At 70.4% G+C, this 15,864-nt stretch carries 12 protein-coding genes and 1 pseudogene; 3 read left to right on the plus strand and 10 right to left on the minus strand.

Annotated elements, in window-relative coordinates; genetic code table 11:
- Nucleotides 1-81: 81 nt before the first annotated feature.
- The 6 genes and pseudogenes from RMT89_RS11725 to RMT89_RS11750 all read right to left on the minus strand — a co-directional run.
- A pseudogene (locus tag RMT89_RS11725) lies at nucleotides 82-2,180 on the minus strand (RHS repeat-associated core domain-containing protein); the annotation flags it as partial.
- On the minus strand, nucleotides 2,147-2,395 hold the full coding sequence (locus tag RMT89_RS11730) for a hypothetical protein (RefSeq protein ID WP_007491807.1): 249 nt from the start codon (nucleotides 2,393-2,395) through the stop codon (nucleotides 2,147-2,149). The gene RMT89_RS11730 and the pseudogene RMT89_RS11725, both read right to left, overlap by 34 nt.
- A 345-nt stretch (nucleotides 2,396-2,740) precedes the next feature.
- Nucleotides 2,741-3,658 (minus strand): M15 family metallopeptidase, encoded by a 918-nt coding sequence (locus tag RMT89_RS11735; RefSeq protein WP_315883708.1) that lies wholly within the window; start codon nucleotides 3,656-3,658, stop codon nucleotides 2,741-2,743.
- Nucleotides 3,659-3,757: 99 nt separating this feature from the next.
- The gene (locus RMT89_RS11740; RefSeq protein ID WP_007491814.1) at nucleotides 3,758-4,468 is read right to left on the minus strand and encodes a GNAT family N-acetyltransferase; all 711 of its coding nucleotides are present in this window, start codon (nucleotides 4,466-4,468) and stop codon (nucleotides 3,758-3,760) included.
- Nucleotides 4,469-4,777: 309 nt separating this feature from the next.
- Nucleotides 4,778-6,442, minus strand: a complete 1,665-nt coding sequence (locus RMT89_RS11745; RefSeq protein ID WP_007491815.1) for a VanW family protein — start codon at nucleotides 6,440-6,442, stop codon at nucleotides 4,778-4,780.
- Between the two features lie 1,361 nt (nucleotides 6,443-7,803).
- Nucleotides 7,804-8,166 carry a hypothetical protein gene (locus tag RMT89_RS11750; RefSeq protein ID WP_007491816.1) on the minus strand — a complete coding sequence of 121 codons (363 nt, stop codon included), beginning with the start codon at nucleotides 8,164-8,166 and terminating at the stop codon, nucleotides 7,804-7,806.
- 519 nt (nucleotides 8,167-8,685) lie between these two features.
- Here RMT89_RS11750 and RMT89_RS11755 point away from each other — a divergent pair.
- The 3 genes from RMT89_RS11755 to RMT89_RS11765 all read left to right on the plus strand — a co-directional run bounded on the left by RMT89_RS11755 (nucleotide 8,686) and on the right by RMT89_RS11765 (nucleotide 10,676).
- Nucleotides 8,686-9,036 (plus strand): BlaI/MecI/CopY family transcriptional regulator, encoded by a 351-nt coding sequence (locus RMT89_RS11755; protein ID WP_244313288.1) that lies wholly within the window; start codon nucleotides 8,686-8,688, stop codon nucleotides 9,034-9,036.
- Nucleotides 9,033-9,935, plus strand: coding sequence for a M56 family metallopeptidase (locus tag RMT89_RS11760; RefSeq protein ID WP_007491818.1), 903 nt, complete (start codon nucleotides 9,033-9,035; stop codon nucleotides 9,933-9,935). The genes RMT89_RS11755 and RMT89_RS11760 overlap by 4 nt, the downstream gene beginning before the upstream one ends.
- An 81-nt stretch (nucleotides 9,936-10,016) precedes the next feature.
- A complete protein-coding gene (locus tag RMT89_RS11765) occupies nucleotides 10,017-10,676 on the plus strand; it encodes a class I SAM-dependent methyltransferase (protein WP_007491820.1) in 660 nt (219 codons plus the stop codon).
- Between the two features lie 76 nt (nucleotides 10,677-10,752).
- On the opposite strand, the gene RMT89_RS11770 is transcribed toward RMT89_RS11765, so the two are convergent.
- The 4 genes from RMT89_RS11770 to RMT89_RS11785 form a co-directional block, all read right to left on the minus strand.
- A complete protein-coding gene (locus RMT89_RS11770) occupies nucleotides 10,753-12,363 on the minus strand; it encodes a multicopper oxidase family protein (protein WP_043728242.1) in 1,611 nt (536 codons plus the stop codon).
- Nucleotides 12,364-12,439: 76 nt separating this feature from the next.
- The gene (locus RMT89_RS11775; protein WP_043728153.1) at nucleotides 12,440-12,889 is read right to left on the minus strand and encodes a hypothetical protein; all 450 of its coding nucleotides are present in this window, start codon (nucleotides 12,887-12,889) and stop codon (nucleotides 12,440-12,442) included.
- Nucleotides 12,890-12,983: 94 nt separating this feature from the next.
- Complete coding sequence (gene ccsB, locus RMT89_RS11780) at nucleotides 12,984-14,090, minus strand: c-type cytochrome biogenesis protein CcsB (protein WP_007491825.1); 1,107 nt, start codon at nucleotides 14,088-14,090, stop codon at nucleotides 12,984-12,986.
- Entirely contained in the window at nucleotides 14,087-15,772 is a 1,686-nt protein-coding gene (locus RMT89_RS11785) for a cytochrome c biogenesis protein ResB (protein ID WP_244313289.1), read from the minus strand. The genes ccsB and RMT89_RS11785 overlap by 4 nt, the downstream gene beginning before the upstream one ends.
- Between the last annotated feature and the right edge of the window lie 92 nt (nucleotides 15,773-15,864).

The following is a 15,864-nucleotide window of genomic DNA, read 5'->3' on the forward strand; positions in this document are numbered from 1 at the left end:
GTTCCTCCACCGCACGTACTTGCCGTAGCCGCGGCTTGCGTAGTGCCAGGCGAGCCTGGCTCCCACGCTGAAGCGGGGCTTCCACCATCTGCCGTCGAGGTCGTAGCGGTTGATCGGGTCGCCGCCGCAGTACTCGTAGGCGTTCGCTGAGCCGCCGGGCACGGGGTCGACGGACAGGAAGCGTCCGGTGGTCGGGTCGCACAGGCGCACGCCCATGAGGGTGGCACCGGTGACCGTTTCGCTGGAACGCTGCTTGCCGCCGAGCCAGCCGTAGCGGGTGGCAGTGGCGTCGCCCTCCGGGTTGCCGTACTCGTCGTAGGCGAGCGCGGTCGGCGCCTGGGAGGTGTCCAGCGGCAGCTGCACCGTCACGTCGCCGTGGATGTCCGTCAACTGCAGGACGGTGTCGCCCGTGGCGCTGGTGACGGTGCCGAGATCCCCGCTGATGTCCTGGACGTTGCGGGTGAGGGTGGTGCTGGTCTCCTGGGTCCAGTCGGGGCTGTCGCCGTCGGCGCCGTAGTGGTTGGTCTTGGCCCCGGTCTGGGTCCAGGTGCCGTCGGTGCCCTGGGTTTCGGTGGTCCAGAGGCGAGGCGGCCGGCCGCGTCCAGGCTCCAGGTCTGCCGCTTGTCGTTGTTGGTCTGCTGGCGGACGAGGTCGCCTGCGTAGTAGCCGATCGTCGCGCCGGACGCCTGGGTGGTGGTGCGGCCGAAGGAGTCGTAGACGGTGCCGCTGGTGACCAGCCGGTCGGCGCTGTCGTAGGAGGACGACGTGGTGGTGGCGCCGGTGGAGGTGCAGGCTGCGCCGACGTCGCTGGTGGCGACGGCGAGGGCGGTGCGGTTGGTGTTGTTGTCGAAGGTGTAGTCGCGGCGGGTGCAGGCGCCGTCCGGGTCGGTGTCGTCCGCCTCCGTGAGGCGTCCGGCCGCGTCGTAGCTGTAGCGGGTGCGGCTCTGGCCTGCCGTGTTCGCGCCGGTCACGACCTGGCCGTGGACGGAGTGGTCGACGGTGTCGGAGGCGACGACGGTGCCGTCGCTGTCCTTGGTGTAGACCCGGGAGGTCTCTGTGCCGGCCTCGTCCTGCGTGACGGTGAGGGTGTAGCCGCCGGGAAGGGACTCGGTGGCCAACTCGCCGTCCGCGTCATAGCTCGCCGTGAAGGTGCCGGCGACCGAGTCGGTGCGGGAGGTTTCCAGGCCGCGCGGGTCCTTGGTGGTGTCGTAGGTGTAGGTGGTGGTGGACGGGGCGGAGTCGGTGGTCTTCACCGGCCGCCCGAGCGCGTCATAGGCGTTGGTGGCGGTGTTGCCCGCGCCGTCGTTGTAGGGGATCTCCCTGCCGAGTTGATCGTAGGTGTGGGTGATGGTCTGCCCGTTCGAGGCGACCGTGGCCACGTCACCGCTGTCCGCGTCGTACGTGGTCGTGCTGTCCGGCACCGCCGTGCCGACCCCGCCGCTGACCGAGGTCGTCTTGATGCGGCCCGCAGCGTCGTAGGTGTTGGTGGTGGTCCGGGTGACCGAGTTCGCGGTCTCCATCAACTTGGCGGTGTTGCCCCACCGGTCGTATTCGACGGTCTTGGTGGGCAGTTCGGTGGGGTTGGAGCCGCCGCCGGTGATGCTGCCCGCCGGGCCGGTGGAGCAGACCATGTCGGCCCATTCGGGGCGGCCGTACTTCGGGCGGGCCAGCGTGCTGCTGCCGGAGGTCACCTTCTCCGACACCACCTTGGTGGTGGCATTGTCGGCCGGCACATAGGTGCTGGAGACCTGCCAGGTCGTGGCCGCCGAATCCACCTTCGCGAACGTGGTCGTGGTGCCCCCGTCGTCCTTCAGCGTGAAGGAGCCGGTCAGCGCCCCGGTCAGGGTGACGTCCTCCGAACCGGGCTCGGGCTTCCAGCCTCCGGAGGAGGTGGCAGTGAACCCGGTCTCGGCGCCGTCCACATCGACCAGCGCCACCGAGGTCGCCGAGGTCTTGCGGACATACGCCCAGTCCGAGTCGGTGATCTCCGCCGTGGTGCCGGAGGTCCACTGCGGTCCGAAGATCGCCGCTTGGCCTTCGCTGTCCGCCCCCGCAGTCGGGCGGCGGGAGGACGCAGTGCGCGACACGGACAGGCCGAAGCCGGAGACATCGGTCGCGGAGAGGGTGAAGTCGCCGGTCAGCATGTTCACCGAGCCGGGGCCCACCTCCTCGCTCGGGGCGGCGCGGCGTTTCGGTCCACGGTGATCGTGTGCGGCTGCGAGTAGGCGGTGGTGGTGCCGTCCGTGAAGGCCGCCCGGATGTCGACCGGACCATCCTCGGTGAGCGAGGTCGTCACGTTCCAGGTGAGCGCGGCGGGGCTGCCACCGGCGACCGCGAGCGGCCAGGAGGCGACGGCCGAGCCGTCGGAGGACTTGGTGACGTCCGCGACCGGCACATCGTGCCAGGAGTCCGTCTCACCGCGTCCGACATCGAGCCGGACATCGTCATGTCGCCGCCGTTGTCGCCACCCATGTCCATGCCGCCCATGCCGCCGCCGCACGCGCCCCTGAGGAGCACGGCTCCGGCAGAGACACCGGCGAGGACAAGGAGACGACGAGTCTTACGCGATCGAAGGGAAAGGTATGTCATGAGTGTTCTCACCTTGATGTGCTGGACGGAAGCGGGGAGCGGAAGCCGCGTGCACCGTGCGCGTATCCGTCCCGCGCGGTAGACGGTGGGCGACCGCGTGCGGCGCCCCGGTCGGTCCGCCCCCACGCCGCCGACCGGCCGTCCCCCTCGCTCACCCCGCCGGGGTTGCCTCCGCGGAAGTGGACGGCGCGGCGGTGGACGCTCCCTTGAAGGGCACGGACGGGTACCCGGTGTCGAAGTGCATGTAGTCGGGCACCTTGATGTCCTGCCAGATCCAGCCCTCCGCCGTGAACGCCTGCCAGACGAGTCCGTCCTTGAGGATCTTGCCCTTCCCCTCGGTGCGCGCGGCGTACTCGGCGCTCGGCGACCAGCTCTTGGTGCGCAGGTCCTTCCACGGGTTCTCGTACGGGTTGATGTCGATCGCGCGGCCGTTGGCGTGCGGGGACTCCTTGAACGGGGCGTTGATCTGGTTGGGGCGACGGCAGTTGAACGCGGAGGTGTTGTCGTCGCGCAGGCTCGCGTTCAGGTCTCCGTCGTAGGCCTCCATCGGTTCCATACGGCGGATGGGGAAGCGTTCCTCGAACAGCCGCGTGAAGACGCGGATCAAGCTGGGCGTCACGTCGGTGTTGACCACGAGGACACCGCGGTGCACCTTGCCGTCGAAGCCCACGTAGTTCATCTCCACGCGGCGCAGCTGGTCGCGGAAGGCGGGACAGCCCTTGCGCCACAGTCCCGCCGCCGTCATGCGGGACCACTGGGCGTCCGTGATCTCCTTGACGACGGCGTCCAAGGACGGTGTGGGGGAAGGGGAGGGGGTCGCGCTGGGAGACGAAGTGGGCCGCGCCGAGGCCCCGTCGGAGCTGTCGGCGCCCGGCGTCGACGAGGCGGCCGCCGACTCCGACGAGGACGAGCAGCCGCTGGTCAGCAGTGCCGTCGCTGAGAACAGCGCCAGACTGCCGAGGGCGAGCCTCCGGCGCCGCCGGCGGGCCGATGGCGCCGTGTCCCCGCGCGGGTGGTGAAGGCGGGCCATGTCGCGTGTGCGCTCCGCCTCCGGTGCGTGGCTGGTCAAGCAGGATCTCCTGGAGTGCTTCCCGGGGGCCGTGCCGCGCACGGCCGTGATCCCGGTACGGGAATGATCTGGTCGGTCCCGGGCGAAGGGGCCGGTGCCTCAGCGCTGCCTTGGCGCCGGGATCCCGTTCAGCCCGTTCAGCGGGAAGTCGTACGTGAGGAGATGGCGGCCGTCGGGGGTGTGGGTCTCTCCCTGACGCAGCCAGCCGAGCCACTCGTAGTACGCTCCCGCCCCACCCTCGGCGGCGGTGACGAGGGTGACACGCGCGCAGCCCGCTTCGGCGGCGTCCTCGACGAACCGCGCGATCAGGGCGGCCCCGATGCCACGGGAGCGGGCGTGCTCGGCCACGACGACATGGGCCAGCACGGCGGTGACGCCGGGGGGAGCGGCGGCGGGACCGGCGGCAGGAGCCCGCCGGGCCGCCCGGTTCGGTATCAGCTTGCGGCAGTAGCGCACCAGTCGCGTACGCAGGAAGTGCAACGCGAGACGGGGGCGCACACTCAGGCTGCCCAGGGCGCGCAGCAGCAGTCCGCGCCCGTGGTCGCGGAGCACATGGCGGCGGTGTGCCGCCGGGTCGGTCACACCGACGAGGAAGCCCACCGGTTGCCCGCCGATCTCCGCCGTGTAGGCGCGCGCGTCCGGGCCGCTGAGGTAGGTCCGGGTGTACGCGGCCAGGAACCTCGGCCCGAGGCGGGCGAAGAAGCCGTCCGGAAAGTGCCCCAGGTGCTCGGCGACCACGAACGGGAGGTCGTCAGGGTCCATGAACCGGATCCGGACGCCGCTGTGCACCGGTTGGCTGCCGTCTTTCATCACCGGAATCGGGGGCCCGCCGTCCGGGAACCGGCTTGCGGCGGATCGGGCAGGGCTCGGGTATGCGGCTGAGCGCGTATCGGCGTCCACGGAGCTGAAACTACTACATTGCTTAGAGGCTTAGTAGTTCAGGGCTACCTGCGGCGGGGCAGCCGCCCTCGACTCCCCAAGGCAGACCGCGTCCGCGGGACGGAGGGCGCAGGACACCGACAGCCGAGGCGGGAGTCGGCCCGGCGCCCACCCGGCCGCCACGGGCCGGGCGACCGCGAGGTGCGCCGCCCGGGCCCGTGGCGGTCACGCGCCGGGCCGTCAGTCGCAGGTGACTTCGTCGCGGGGCACGTACTGGGTTTTGAAGGTCTCCCGCCCGACTTCCTTGCCGCCGTCCTTGAAGACCCGGTCGACCGCGACGTCGAAGCCTTCGAGCGGGGTCTGCGGCACGCACTTCTCTCCGGATGCTCCCTCACGGGTTGCCGGCTGCTTCACGTTGGTGCGCGGGCCCTTGACCGCTTCGACGGAGTCGTACTTCTTGGTGCCGAGGAAGGTGATCGTGACGGAGGAGTCCGTGGCCCGCGCGTCGATGTAGATGGCGTTGCCCGAGTCGTTCCTGAACTTCAGGTCGAGGCTGCCCCAGGCCACCGTCGCCTCCCGGCCCTCGGGGTAGCGCTCGATGTAGAAGGAGTGCGCCCCGTACTCGACCGGCTTGACTCCGGCGAAGAAGATGGCGTTGAAGGTGGTGGTGGCGACGGCTGAGACGCCGCCTCCGGCAGCCTTCTCGAACTGGTCGTTGTTGATGATGATGCCCTCGACGAACCCGTTGTCCTCGGTCCGCTCGCCCACGGTGCGGTTGAAGCTCCAGGTCTCGCCGGGCAGCACGACCGACCCGTTCATCAGTTCCGCGGCACGGCCGATGTTCGTGACGCGGTAGGGGGCGGGCTCGAAGTTCACCGTGAAGGTGGACATCTTCTCCTTGATGCCCAGGCGGCCGACGTTGTCGCGGGTCAGCTTGGGCTGCACGTTCTCGGTGTCCACCGCCCCGGTGCGGGCCGCCCCGGTCTCGGTCAGCAGCGGCAGTACGGCCTTCTGGAGCGCCTTGGCCGTGACCTCCCGCCCGGCCTTGCCGTCCGAGGCCACCACGACCTGCCCGCCGTCCAGGCGCAGCCTCGCGTTGACCGCCTCATCGGTGGCCGGCGCGAGCGGACTTGCCAACGCCGGATCGGCCAGGAGCCCCTTGCCGTCGAGTACGGGTGCCAGCCGGTTCGCCCCGTCCGGCTTCATGGCGAGGTGCTTGCCGAGCGTCGCCGGGCCGATCTCGACCTCCCGGCCGCCCACGGTGAGTGTGACCGGCGCCGACATCGCGGGGGTCGCGAACTCCTTCATCGCGCGGTTCACTTCCGCCGCGCCGACCCGGGGATCGGTCGTGCGGACGGGCAGCCGCACCGGCTCCCCCTGGCCCGGGACCGCCGACGCCAGCGCATCGACCGCGCCGTCGACGTCCAGGGACCGCCCTGTGACCGGCTGCGTCGACATCGCCTCGCCCGCATGGAAGGCGACGGCGCCCTGCCGTGCCTTCCGGCCGTACGTCTTCGCCTCCTCCGCCAGTGACGCGCGGGCTTTCGCCTCGTCCACACGGATCACCGGTTCGACATCGCGGTCACCGCTCGTGAACAGGCGGCCGATCACCGTGAACGGGTCGGACCCCGCCCCCGCGGCACGGGCGACGGTCTCCTTGCTGTCCACGGATATGCCGGACACCTGGACGGTGCCGTCACTGTCACCGAGGCGCACCTTCACCGGCTCCGACCAGGCCCCGCCCAGGCTGCTGTCCAGCTTCTCCCGCGCCTGTGAGCGACTCAGCCCTCCGATGTCCACACCACTCACCCGCGTGCCTGCGGGGACGTCGTCACCGGAGGCCAGCAGGCCCACCAGATACAGCCCGCCGAAACCGACACCCGCCGCCCCCGCCACGAGCGCCACACGGCGGCCTATTCGGCGACGACCGGCCGACGTGGCATCCGCGGTCGGCGTGGTGTCGGCAGGCTCGCCGAGAAGGGATGAGCGAAGCACTGGTTCTCCTCGTCTGTGGCGGTCACGTGGCGCGGGCAGGACTCGCACAGCGCAGCGGGCCGCACGCCGGGTGATGCTATGAGTATTTTCGTGATGTTTCCGTAAGTTCCGTCACCAGTCTTCGCGCTGTGGCTGAGCCGCCCGCCGGAACGGCAGTTCGCCACGCGCAGGGCCTCGTGCGGCAGGCCCTGCCGCCGGTTCCTCCGGGAGGAGACCCTGACGCCCGGAGCCGTACGCCATGCGCCGACTACGACGGCTTCGACCTCGCCGCCGACGCGGAGCGGGGCACCGCACGGCGTCCGGCGGCCGGGCGAAGGAAAAGTGCTCCCCCGGCCGCCGGAGCGGACGACGACATGACGCAGGGCAGGCCCACCCGCCCGAGCGATGGACACGACAATTCCTGCTCTCCGGCGAGCGCCCGACGGCGCGTCGTCGCGACTCACCGCCGACCCGGTGTAGCTCGACTGGCCGACACACACCTTATCTGCTATCCGACTAAGTCACTTAGTTTCAAGCGGATCATCCGGCGCGAGGTCGGCAGCCATAGGCCGGATCCTCGGTTCTCATCCCCCGTGTGGCTCAGCGAACACGATCAGAAGGGCGGCACGCCCGCCCCGAAGCCGGGGGCAAGGACTGATGTGTCGGCTGAGCGAGACCGCCACCTGCGGACCAGCCGCCCTCACATGCGCCGACGTCGCGGTGGTTGCGGCGGCCAATGCCAGGCAGCACCGTCTGACGCACGACCGTCGCTCTCCCCGGAATCCTCTTGGTCTCCGCGCTGAGGGCGTGGTGGTCGCGCACCGTGGGCCTCGGCCGGCAGCGGCAGAGCGTCGCGGAGCAGACGGACCCCGTCGGCGAGGTCGCCGCACTCGGACCGGCACCCGGGGCAGTGGCCAAGGTAAGCCCTTGTCGGCGCATCCTCCCCGGGCTCCAGCGCCCCGACCACGTACGCCCCGAGCCACTCCCGGACCTCGTCGCATCCCGCTGTGGGATTCGCCATGCGCCTCACCCCCCTCTTATGCCACTCCAGTGCTTCCGTTGCCATCCGGTGCTCCGGTCGGCGACGGTGGACGTGCCGGTCGCCTCCATCATGAAGCCGTCGCCGTGCGGTCGCGGAAGCCGGACGGCAGTGCCCGGTACACACGGACCGCGAGGGTCGGGGCGCAGTCGCGCAGGCTCTGCCGGGTGACCAAGAGCAGAGACAGCGATGAGCTGATTCCACAGATGAGGCCACCGGCCGGAGGATCGTACCGGCGGGTGGCGCCAGGTGATCAGTCGCGCCGTCCCGGACGCCGGAAAACTGATCGAATCAAGGCGTTTCCACGGCGCCGCCGGTGCCATTCGCCACGGATGTCGAAGATCTCCATTTCCAGTTCCGCGTCCTGCGACTCGTCCGCCCACACAACGGCCATCTCCTCGACCAGCGCAGGCGTGTCCTCGTCAGTGGCCCAGAAGTCGTCGGCTTCGAGCTGGTCGGCTTCGCCGACTCTCGGGTCCTCGCTGATGTAGAAGGCCCAGGAATCATTGATCTCCACGGCGAGGAGCAGGTACAACCCCGCGTACTCGCCTGCCGTGATCCGACCGATCCTGCCGTCCTCCGGCCAGGACGCGCGATCTATCGGTATCGACCCCACCGCCAGATCCTCACGTGGTTGATGTGGACGTTGAAGTGACCGCTCTTGCCCCCGGAACTGTGTCCCTTCGTTCCATGCGTAAGGTTTGAGGACTTGCCGAACTTGCCATTCTTGGCAGCTGCACGGTACGCGCGCTGCCCCTTCGAGCCAAGTCTGGCTCCGTTCTTCGCCACGCCTCGGACAGCCCCGCGGCCGACGGGTGCCGTTCAGGCCGCGTACGCCCATCCCATCAGGCGCCCGTACAGCACGATGCGGCGTCTGCCTGGTCGCGAGTGGACGCCGTGGTGAGCCTGCCCGCCCATCGTGGCGATCTTGATGAGGGCTGTGGTCAGCAGGGGGTCGTTCCCGTACGCGCGGGCTCCCTGGTGCTGGTGCCGGCGCCGGTTGAGGACTGGGTCGGTGTCGGGCCGCGCGACCGCGGCCCCGCGTTTCCGCAGGACCGGGCGCGCCCTCGGTCCCGCGCTGGAGGCAGGAGTACTACGCTCGCATAGTAGCCGTGGTCTCGAAAAGGTGGTGGCGGTGGTCCTGGGAGCGCTCGAGGGCGAGGTCATGCGGGTCTGCTGGGGCGCCGAGAAGCCGGTGACGGTCCGCCAGGTGCTGGATGAGCTCAACACGGATCGGACCCAGCCGCTCGCGTACACGACCGTCATGACGGTGATGAGCCGGCTCGCGGAGAAAGGCGTCCTCAACCGCGCTCCGCAGGGCCGCGGTTACGCGTACACCCCCGCCGTGGCGGACGAGGCCGCGCTCGCCGTGCGCGAGGTGCTGCGCGCTCACGGGGACGCGGCTGTCGCGCGCTTCGCCGCCGAGGCGGCGCTCGACCCCGGTCTCCGTGACCGGCTGCTGCGCCTGTTGGAGGAGTCGTCGTGACCGGTGCTGCCGTACTCGACCGCGGCAACCGCGCCTTCTGGACGCTGGTCGCCGTCGCCACGGTCATCCGCGCCGCCGTGATCTATGTCGCCTGCTGTCTGACCATGGCGCTCGCATGGCAGGTCGCGCATCACGGCACGGGCGTACTGCTGTCCGGCACCGCTTGGGCGGGCACCGTCTTACTGGCTGTTTCGGTCGTCGGCGGCGTGCGGTCGGCAGTCCGCCTCTGGAGAGGGCTGCGTGCTGCGCGAGCCGTGAGCCAGGAGGTGCGAGCTCGTGGCGACAGTGCCGCCGCGGGTGCTCGCGAGATCGGCGACGCGGCCGCACGCGCAGGCCTGGCGCGTCGGACCACGGTGGTCGACTCCAGGGCGTCGTTCGCCTTCACGTACGGCCTGCTCCGGCCCCGGGTGGCGGTCAGCGGCGGTCTCGCAACGGCCGTCACCGGGCGCGAACTCAACGCGGTCCTGGCCCACGAAGCCGAGCACGTACGGGGCCGCGACCCGCTCCGGACGTTGATCGCAGACGTCCTGGCCGCACGTCACTTCGCCCTTCCCGTCCTGGGCCACCTGAGGGCAGCCTTCGCCGCCGACCGCGAGCTTACCGCGGATCGCCGGGCGGTCGCCCATTGCGGTACGCCCGCGGTCGCCGGGGCTCTGCTCAAGGTGTCCGGCATGCCCGGCTGGGCCATCGCCGTACCGGCCAGTGCCATGGGAACCCCCGAGTTGCTCGACGCGCGGATCGCCCAGCTCGAAGCCGGACGCCCGCCGCGTTCGGCGCCTCCGACCCGATGGCGGGTGGCCGCCTCCGTCGCCGGGGGTGCTGTCCACGTATGGGGACTCGCGGGCTCCGCGGTGTTGGTCGCCGCGACCCCGCTGAGCTGTATGCCTGGCGGACTCTGATCCATCTACTACACACAGATAGTATCTACTACGCGATCGTAGTAGCATGATGGCGTCGCTCACCGCCAAGGAGTTGCCGCCATGTCCACAGCCACAGCCAGGCGCCCGAAGGTCAGGCACCCGTTCTTCGCGCGCGTCTACCCGAGAATCAACGCCTTCGCGGAGGCCCACGGCAGTCTCGACCACCGCAAGGAACTCCTCGCGGGCACCGAGGGATGTGTCGTCGAAGTGGGCGCGGGAACCGGCGCGAACTTCCCCCACTACCCGGCCACGGTGGACAAGGTCATCGCAGTGGAGCCGGAACCCCGGCTGCACAAGCTCGCCCTGCAGGCGGCGGCCGGGTCGGCGACGCCGGTCGAGGTACGCGCGGGCCGGGCCGAAGAACTGCCGGTGCCGGCCGGCTCCGCCGACGGGGTCGTGGCCTCGCTCGTGCTGTGCAGCATCGCCGACGTCCCCGCGGCGCTGGCGGAGGCGGTTCGCGTGCTGCGGCCCGGCGGCCGTCTGTACTTCTACGAGCACATCCGCTCGACCGACCCTCGGTTCGCCAGGAAACAGCGCAGGATCAACCTCGTCTGGCCGCTGCTGGCCGGCGGCTGCAACCTCGACCGGGACACCGAACAGGCCATCGAGGACGCCGGTTTCACCATCGAGCACGCGCGGCACTTCGACTTTCTGGTCAACGGCCGTACGACTCCCAGCTCTCCGTGCGTCATCGGGGTCGCCCGCAAGCCGGAGAACTGAGGCTCCGGCCGCCCCGCCGTGTCCGGGCCGGCCCATCCTCGGCCGATGGGCCCGCCCGGACGGTGCGAGGAGAGCGTCAGGCCTGATAGGCCACGTTGGCCATCATCCCGGCTTCGCCGTGGTACGCGTTGTGGCAGTGCAGCATCCACTGCCCCGGGTTGTCGGCGTCGAAGAAGACGGACAGCTTCTTCTTGGGGAGCACGATCGCGGTGTCCTTGCGCGGGCCAAAGGCGCCGATCTGGTACGTGTGGCCGTGCAGGTGCATCGGGTGCCACATGTCGGTGTCGTTGACGAAGTCCAGCCGTACGCGCCGGCCCTCCTCGATGACGATCGGGTTCGCCCCGGGATCCATCATGTCGAACGGCTTGCCGTTGATGGCCCAGTTGTACTTGTCCATGCCGCCGGTCAGCTTGATCTGGTGCGTGACGTCGGTCTTGGCGGACTTCAGGCGCACGTCGTCGGTGGCCCGCAGTTGGGACGCCGTCATGATCATGCCGTCGAGTTCCTTCGGACGGACGGTCGCGGACGGCTTGCTCCCGGAGCCCGTGCGCACCAGGGCCAGGCCGTTCGCGTTCTTGCCCTCGGCCAGGGCGACGAGCGGGAAGACGCCGTCGTCGAGGGTGACCAGGACGTCGTAGCGCTCGCCCATGCCGACCAGCAGGGCGTCCACCTCCTGGTGCTGGACCGGGAAGCCGTCGGTGTGGGTGATGGTCAGCTTGTGGTCGCCGAGGGCGACCCGGTAGGCGGTGTCCGAACCGGCGTTGATGATCCGCAGCCGCACCTTCTTGCCGGGCTTGCCGGTGTGGACGTCCGGGTCGGTAGCCACCCGGCCGTTGATCAGGTGGTGCGGGTACTTCACGTCTCCGGCGTCGCCACCGAGCAGATCGCTCTCGGCGCCCATGAGCATGAACTTGCCCATCGACATGCCGCCGGACGAGGCGGAGGCCGAGGGGGACGCGGAGTCCCCCATGTCCATCCCGCCCATGTCGCCCATGTCATCGCCTGAGCTGCTGGAGCTTGAGCTGCCCATGTCCATGCCGCCCATGCCCTGCTTGAGCTCGGCGAAGACCTCGTCGGGGGTGCCGGTGACGCCGTCGACCCAGTCGTCGAGGAGGACGACCCACTCGTCGTCGTAGTCGAGGGTCTCCTTGGGGTCCTCGACGATCAGCGGGGCGTACAGGCCGCGGTCGAGCTGGACACCCACGTGCGGGTGGAAGAAGTACGTACCGGGGGCGTCGGCGATGAACCGGTAGGTGAAGGTGGAGCCGGCCCGGACCGCGGTCTGGGTGAGGGGCGGCACGCCGTCCATGTCGTTGCGCAGGGCGATGCCGTGCCAGTGGATGGACGTGGTGGTCCTGTCCGGGAGCTGGTTGGACAGCTCGGCGACCAGGGTGTCGCCGACGGAGAGCCGGATCTCCTTGCCCGGGGTGCGTCCGTCGAAGGCCCAGGTCTTGGGCATGACGCCGCCGCCCAGGTCGATCATGGCGGGCGCCGCGGTCAGGGTGAGCTTCTGCTGCCGTCCGGTGCTCTTGCGCTTCTTCTCGGTGGCGGCGACCGCCGAGCCGGAGGGGTTGATCAAAGCGTTGCCACTGCTGGAGCCGCTCCCACTGGTGCAGGCGGCGAGCGTGCCGGCGCCCGCGACTCCCAGCCCGGCGAGCAGGATGGAGCGGCGATTGATGCTGTTCATTGCGTTGTTGTCCTCAGTCTCGAAACTGCCGATGCGGTCGCGGAGGGACGGCACATCGCGCGCCGTCCGGCGCGGCCTATATGCGCAGTTGCGAGAGGACGGAAAGGTCGGGCGGGGCCCGGCCGACCGTACCGGCGGGAGCGGGCCCTGCGGCGGCCTCACGAAGATCGGCGAGCAGCGAGAACTCGTTCTCGCCGGGGGCGGCCAGCTGCACGGAGGCGACACTCGCCGTGGTGCAGTGCTGCATGCCCGGGGCGGAGCAACCGCCGGTGTCCATGCTGTGCGCGGAGGGCGGTTCCCAGGCGGTCGGCGCCGCCGCGCCCGGCATGACGTGGGCGGAATGGGCGGCGCTCGGCATGGGCGAGGCATCCGTCGTGGACATGGACGCGGCGCTCATCGCGCGCGAGATGCCCGTCGCGGCTGTCTCGTGGTGGACGAGCACGGCCAGCGCGACGCACAGGGTGAGGAACACCCCGTACGCCCAGCGGACGGCCACGCCACCGCTGCGAACTGCCCGTATCGCCATGAACTCCGCCCGTGCCCTGCCGTGCTTCCGGTCAACGAGACGCCACCTTACCCCCAGGGGGTAACTTACAGCGGTCGGGGGACCGATGAGATCTTCAGTTGGTCGGCAGCCCTCCGTAGGAGTGCAAGCCGGTGATGAGGATGTTGACGCCGTAGTAGTTGAAGACGAAGGTGGCGAACGCCACCAGGCCGAGCACCGCCGCGCGCCGCCCCTTCCACCCGGCGGTGGCACGGGCGTGCAGGTACGCGGCGTAGGCGACCCAGGTGATGAAGGCCCAGGTCTCCTTGGGGTCCCAGCCCCAGTAGCGGCCCCACGCGGCCTCGGCCCACACCGCGCCCGCGATGACCGCGAAAGTCCACAGAGGGAAGACCAGGCCGGTCAGGCGGTACGCCAGCTTGTCCAGCGTCTGGCCGGACGGCAGCCTCCGCCACAGGCCCGCCCCTCGTCCCTGGCCGTGGCCCGCGGCGACCGCGCGTTCCCAGCGGTCGCGCATCAGATACAGCACGCTGACCACGGCCGCCGTGTGGAACACTCCGCCGGAGATGATCGCGGCGGAGACATGGATCCACAGCCAGTACGAGTCCAGGGCGGGCACGAGCTGCGCGGAGTCGACGTACAGCACGGACACCGCGAGGCCGAGAGTCAGCAGGACCGAGAAGAGGACCGGAACTCCCAGCCAGCGCACGGGCTTCCTCGCCGCGAGCAGGCCCACGTAGGCGGCCGACGCCATCAGGGCGAAGGCGGTGGAGAACTCGTACATGTTGCCCCACGGCGGACGGCTCACCGCGAGACCGCGGGCGAGGACCGAGCCGAAGTGGAGCAGGAGCGCCAGCACGGTCAGCGAGACGGCGATCCGTCCGACGAGGTCGGCCAGGGGGCTGTCGCCAGCCGCGCCGGTACCGTCTCCCGCCGAAATCGGGGGTTCTTCAGGAGACGCGGCCGCAGGCGGCGCCAGCACTTGCGTGCTGCTTCCTGTTGTACCGCCCACGGCCGCGCTCCTTGTCCGGCCGCCCGTGCGAGCGACCGGAGTCTGCTCTTCCGCTGAAGATGCGGCGGACGTGCGGACGCCCGGTCCCCTGCTGCCGAACGCCCACTCCGCGCAGGCGGCGACGAAGGCGAGCAGATAGACGGCGATCGCCGAGTACATCAGCCAGTTGGCAAGCTGGGCCAGGTTCTGGTCCGCGAGGGAGGTACCGCTCACTTCTGCTCCTCCAGGGGTTCTGGGACGTTCACGTCCGGCGTGGTGGCGCGCAGGGCGGGGAACCGATCGCGCAACTCGTCGGCGAGTTCGACCACTTCCCCGGCCGTCCGCTCGGTCCCACCGGGGTCCAGTCCGGCGACCACGATCCGCACGCGGCCGCCCAGCATGGGCTCCACGCGCACCCACACCCGGCGGCGGCGGACGAAGAGCGAGGCGCACAGGCCGAGGCCCATGGCCACCGAGCTCCACAGGGCGGTGGCGTTGCTGGGGTTGCGGGCGATCTGGAAGCTCGCCCACTGCTTGACGCCGTCGAAGGTGAGCGAGCCCGCCCCGCCGGGGAGTTTCATCCGGTCCCCGGGGCGCAGCGCCCGCGCGAACGGCGAGCCGTCGGCGTCGCGGAACTGCGTCATGCGGCTGGAGTCGAGCTGGTAGACGTTCTGCGGCCGTCCGCTGTCCATGCCGAGATCGCCGTGATGGGCGGTCAGGACCAGCACCGGGTCGTCCGTGGCGGGGAAGGACGACAGCCAGCCGTTCTTGGTCAACTGCACAGTGGGCAGGAAGAGTCCGGTGAAGCCCAGACCGTCCCGCTTGCCCTTGCGGTCGAGTGCGTCGGGTGCCTTGACCACGCCCACCGAGGTCAGGTTGCCGTCCTGCGGCAGGAACGCGGCGGGCCCCCGCCAGGCGACCTCGCCCTTGCCGTCGCGGACGGTCACCACGGGCGCGTAGCCGTGGCCGACCAGGAAGACCTTCGAACCGTCCACCTCCAGCGGCTTGTTGACCTCGACCCGGGCGTCCCGTGCCCGCCCGCCCTCGCGCTCGGTGTAACTCAGCCGCGCGACGAAGGAGCTGGCGGTGCCGCGCTGCGGGCCGCCGCGCTGGTACGTGGCGGAGAACCCCTTGAGCCGGAAGCCGAACGGCTTCAGGCTGCCGGCGGAGGCCAGCGTGCCCGGGGTGAAGTCGTCGTACTGGGTGAGGGTGTTGGTGAAGCTGTCCCCTTCGAGGACGAGCTTCTGGCCGGTCGTGCCGAAGAGACTGCCGACGGCGAGCGCGATGAGGAGCCCGAACAGGGCCGCGTGGAAGACCAGGTTTCCGGCCTCGCGCAGGTAGCCCTTCTCCGCTGCGACCGAGCCGTTCCCCTCCAGGTCGACGACGACCCGGAACCGGCGGCGTCGCAGCAGGTCCGCGGCTGCGCGCAGCGCCTGGTCCCGGTCGGCCGACGCCGTCCGGGCGGCGTGCTGCGGCAGGCGGTCCAGCCGACTCGGCGCGGCCGGCGGACGGGACCGGAGGGTGCGCACGTACTGCCGGGTCCGCGGCACGATGCAGCCCGCGAGGGAGACGAACAGCAGCAGGTAGACCGCGGCGAACCAAGGCGACGCGTAGACGTCGAAGAAGCCGAGCCCGTCGAGGACCGGCGCGAGATCCGGGTAGCGCCTGCGGAAGTCCGCGGCCTGGGCAGGCTGGCGTCCTTCCTGCGGCACCAGGGAACCCGGTACTGCGGCGAGCGCGAGCAGGAGCAGCAGGACGAGCGCCGTGCGCATCGTGGTCAGCGCACGCCAGGCCCAGCGCAGCCAGCCGGCCGGGCCGAGCCCCTTGGGCTCGTCGGCCTGCGGCGCGGATTCGCTCGCAGTTACGTCGCCCTGCGTGGGAGGATCGACGAGACTACGAATGATTTTAGTAGCCACCGGGGGAGTGTGGCACACGGCGGATCCGTTCCGCCGAGCACCCCCACACAACCTCGAACCGGGAACCGGGGTGCCACGTCGCCCGTCTACGA

The sequence above is a fragment of the Streptomyces sp. P17 genome, assembly GCF_032436805.1.
Classification (GTDB): domain Bacteria; phylum Actinomycetota; class Actinomycetes; order Streptomycetales; family Streptomycetaceae; genus Streptomyces.

What these genes read in the sequence shown, in the direction of transcription:
- RMT89_RS11775 (WP_043728153.1), bottom strand. Translation starts at nt 12,889, where the DNA reads ATGGCGATACGGGCAGTTCGCAGCGGTGGCGTGGCCGTCCGCTGGGCG.
- RMT89_RS11770 (WP_043728242.1), bottom strand. Translation starts at nt 12,363, where the DNA reads ATGAACAGCATCAATCGCCGCTCCATCCTGCTCGCCGGGCTGGGAGTC.
- RMT89_RS11740 (WP_007491814.1), bottom strand. Translation starts at nt 4,468, where the DNA reads ATGAAAGACGGCAGCCAACCGGTGCACAGCGGCGTCCGGATCCGGTTC.
- RMT89_RS11765 (WP_007491820.1), top strand. Translation starts at nt 10,017, where the DNA reads ATGTCCACAGCCACAGCCAGGCGCCCGAAGGTCAGGCACCCGTTCTTC.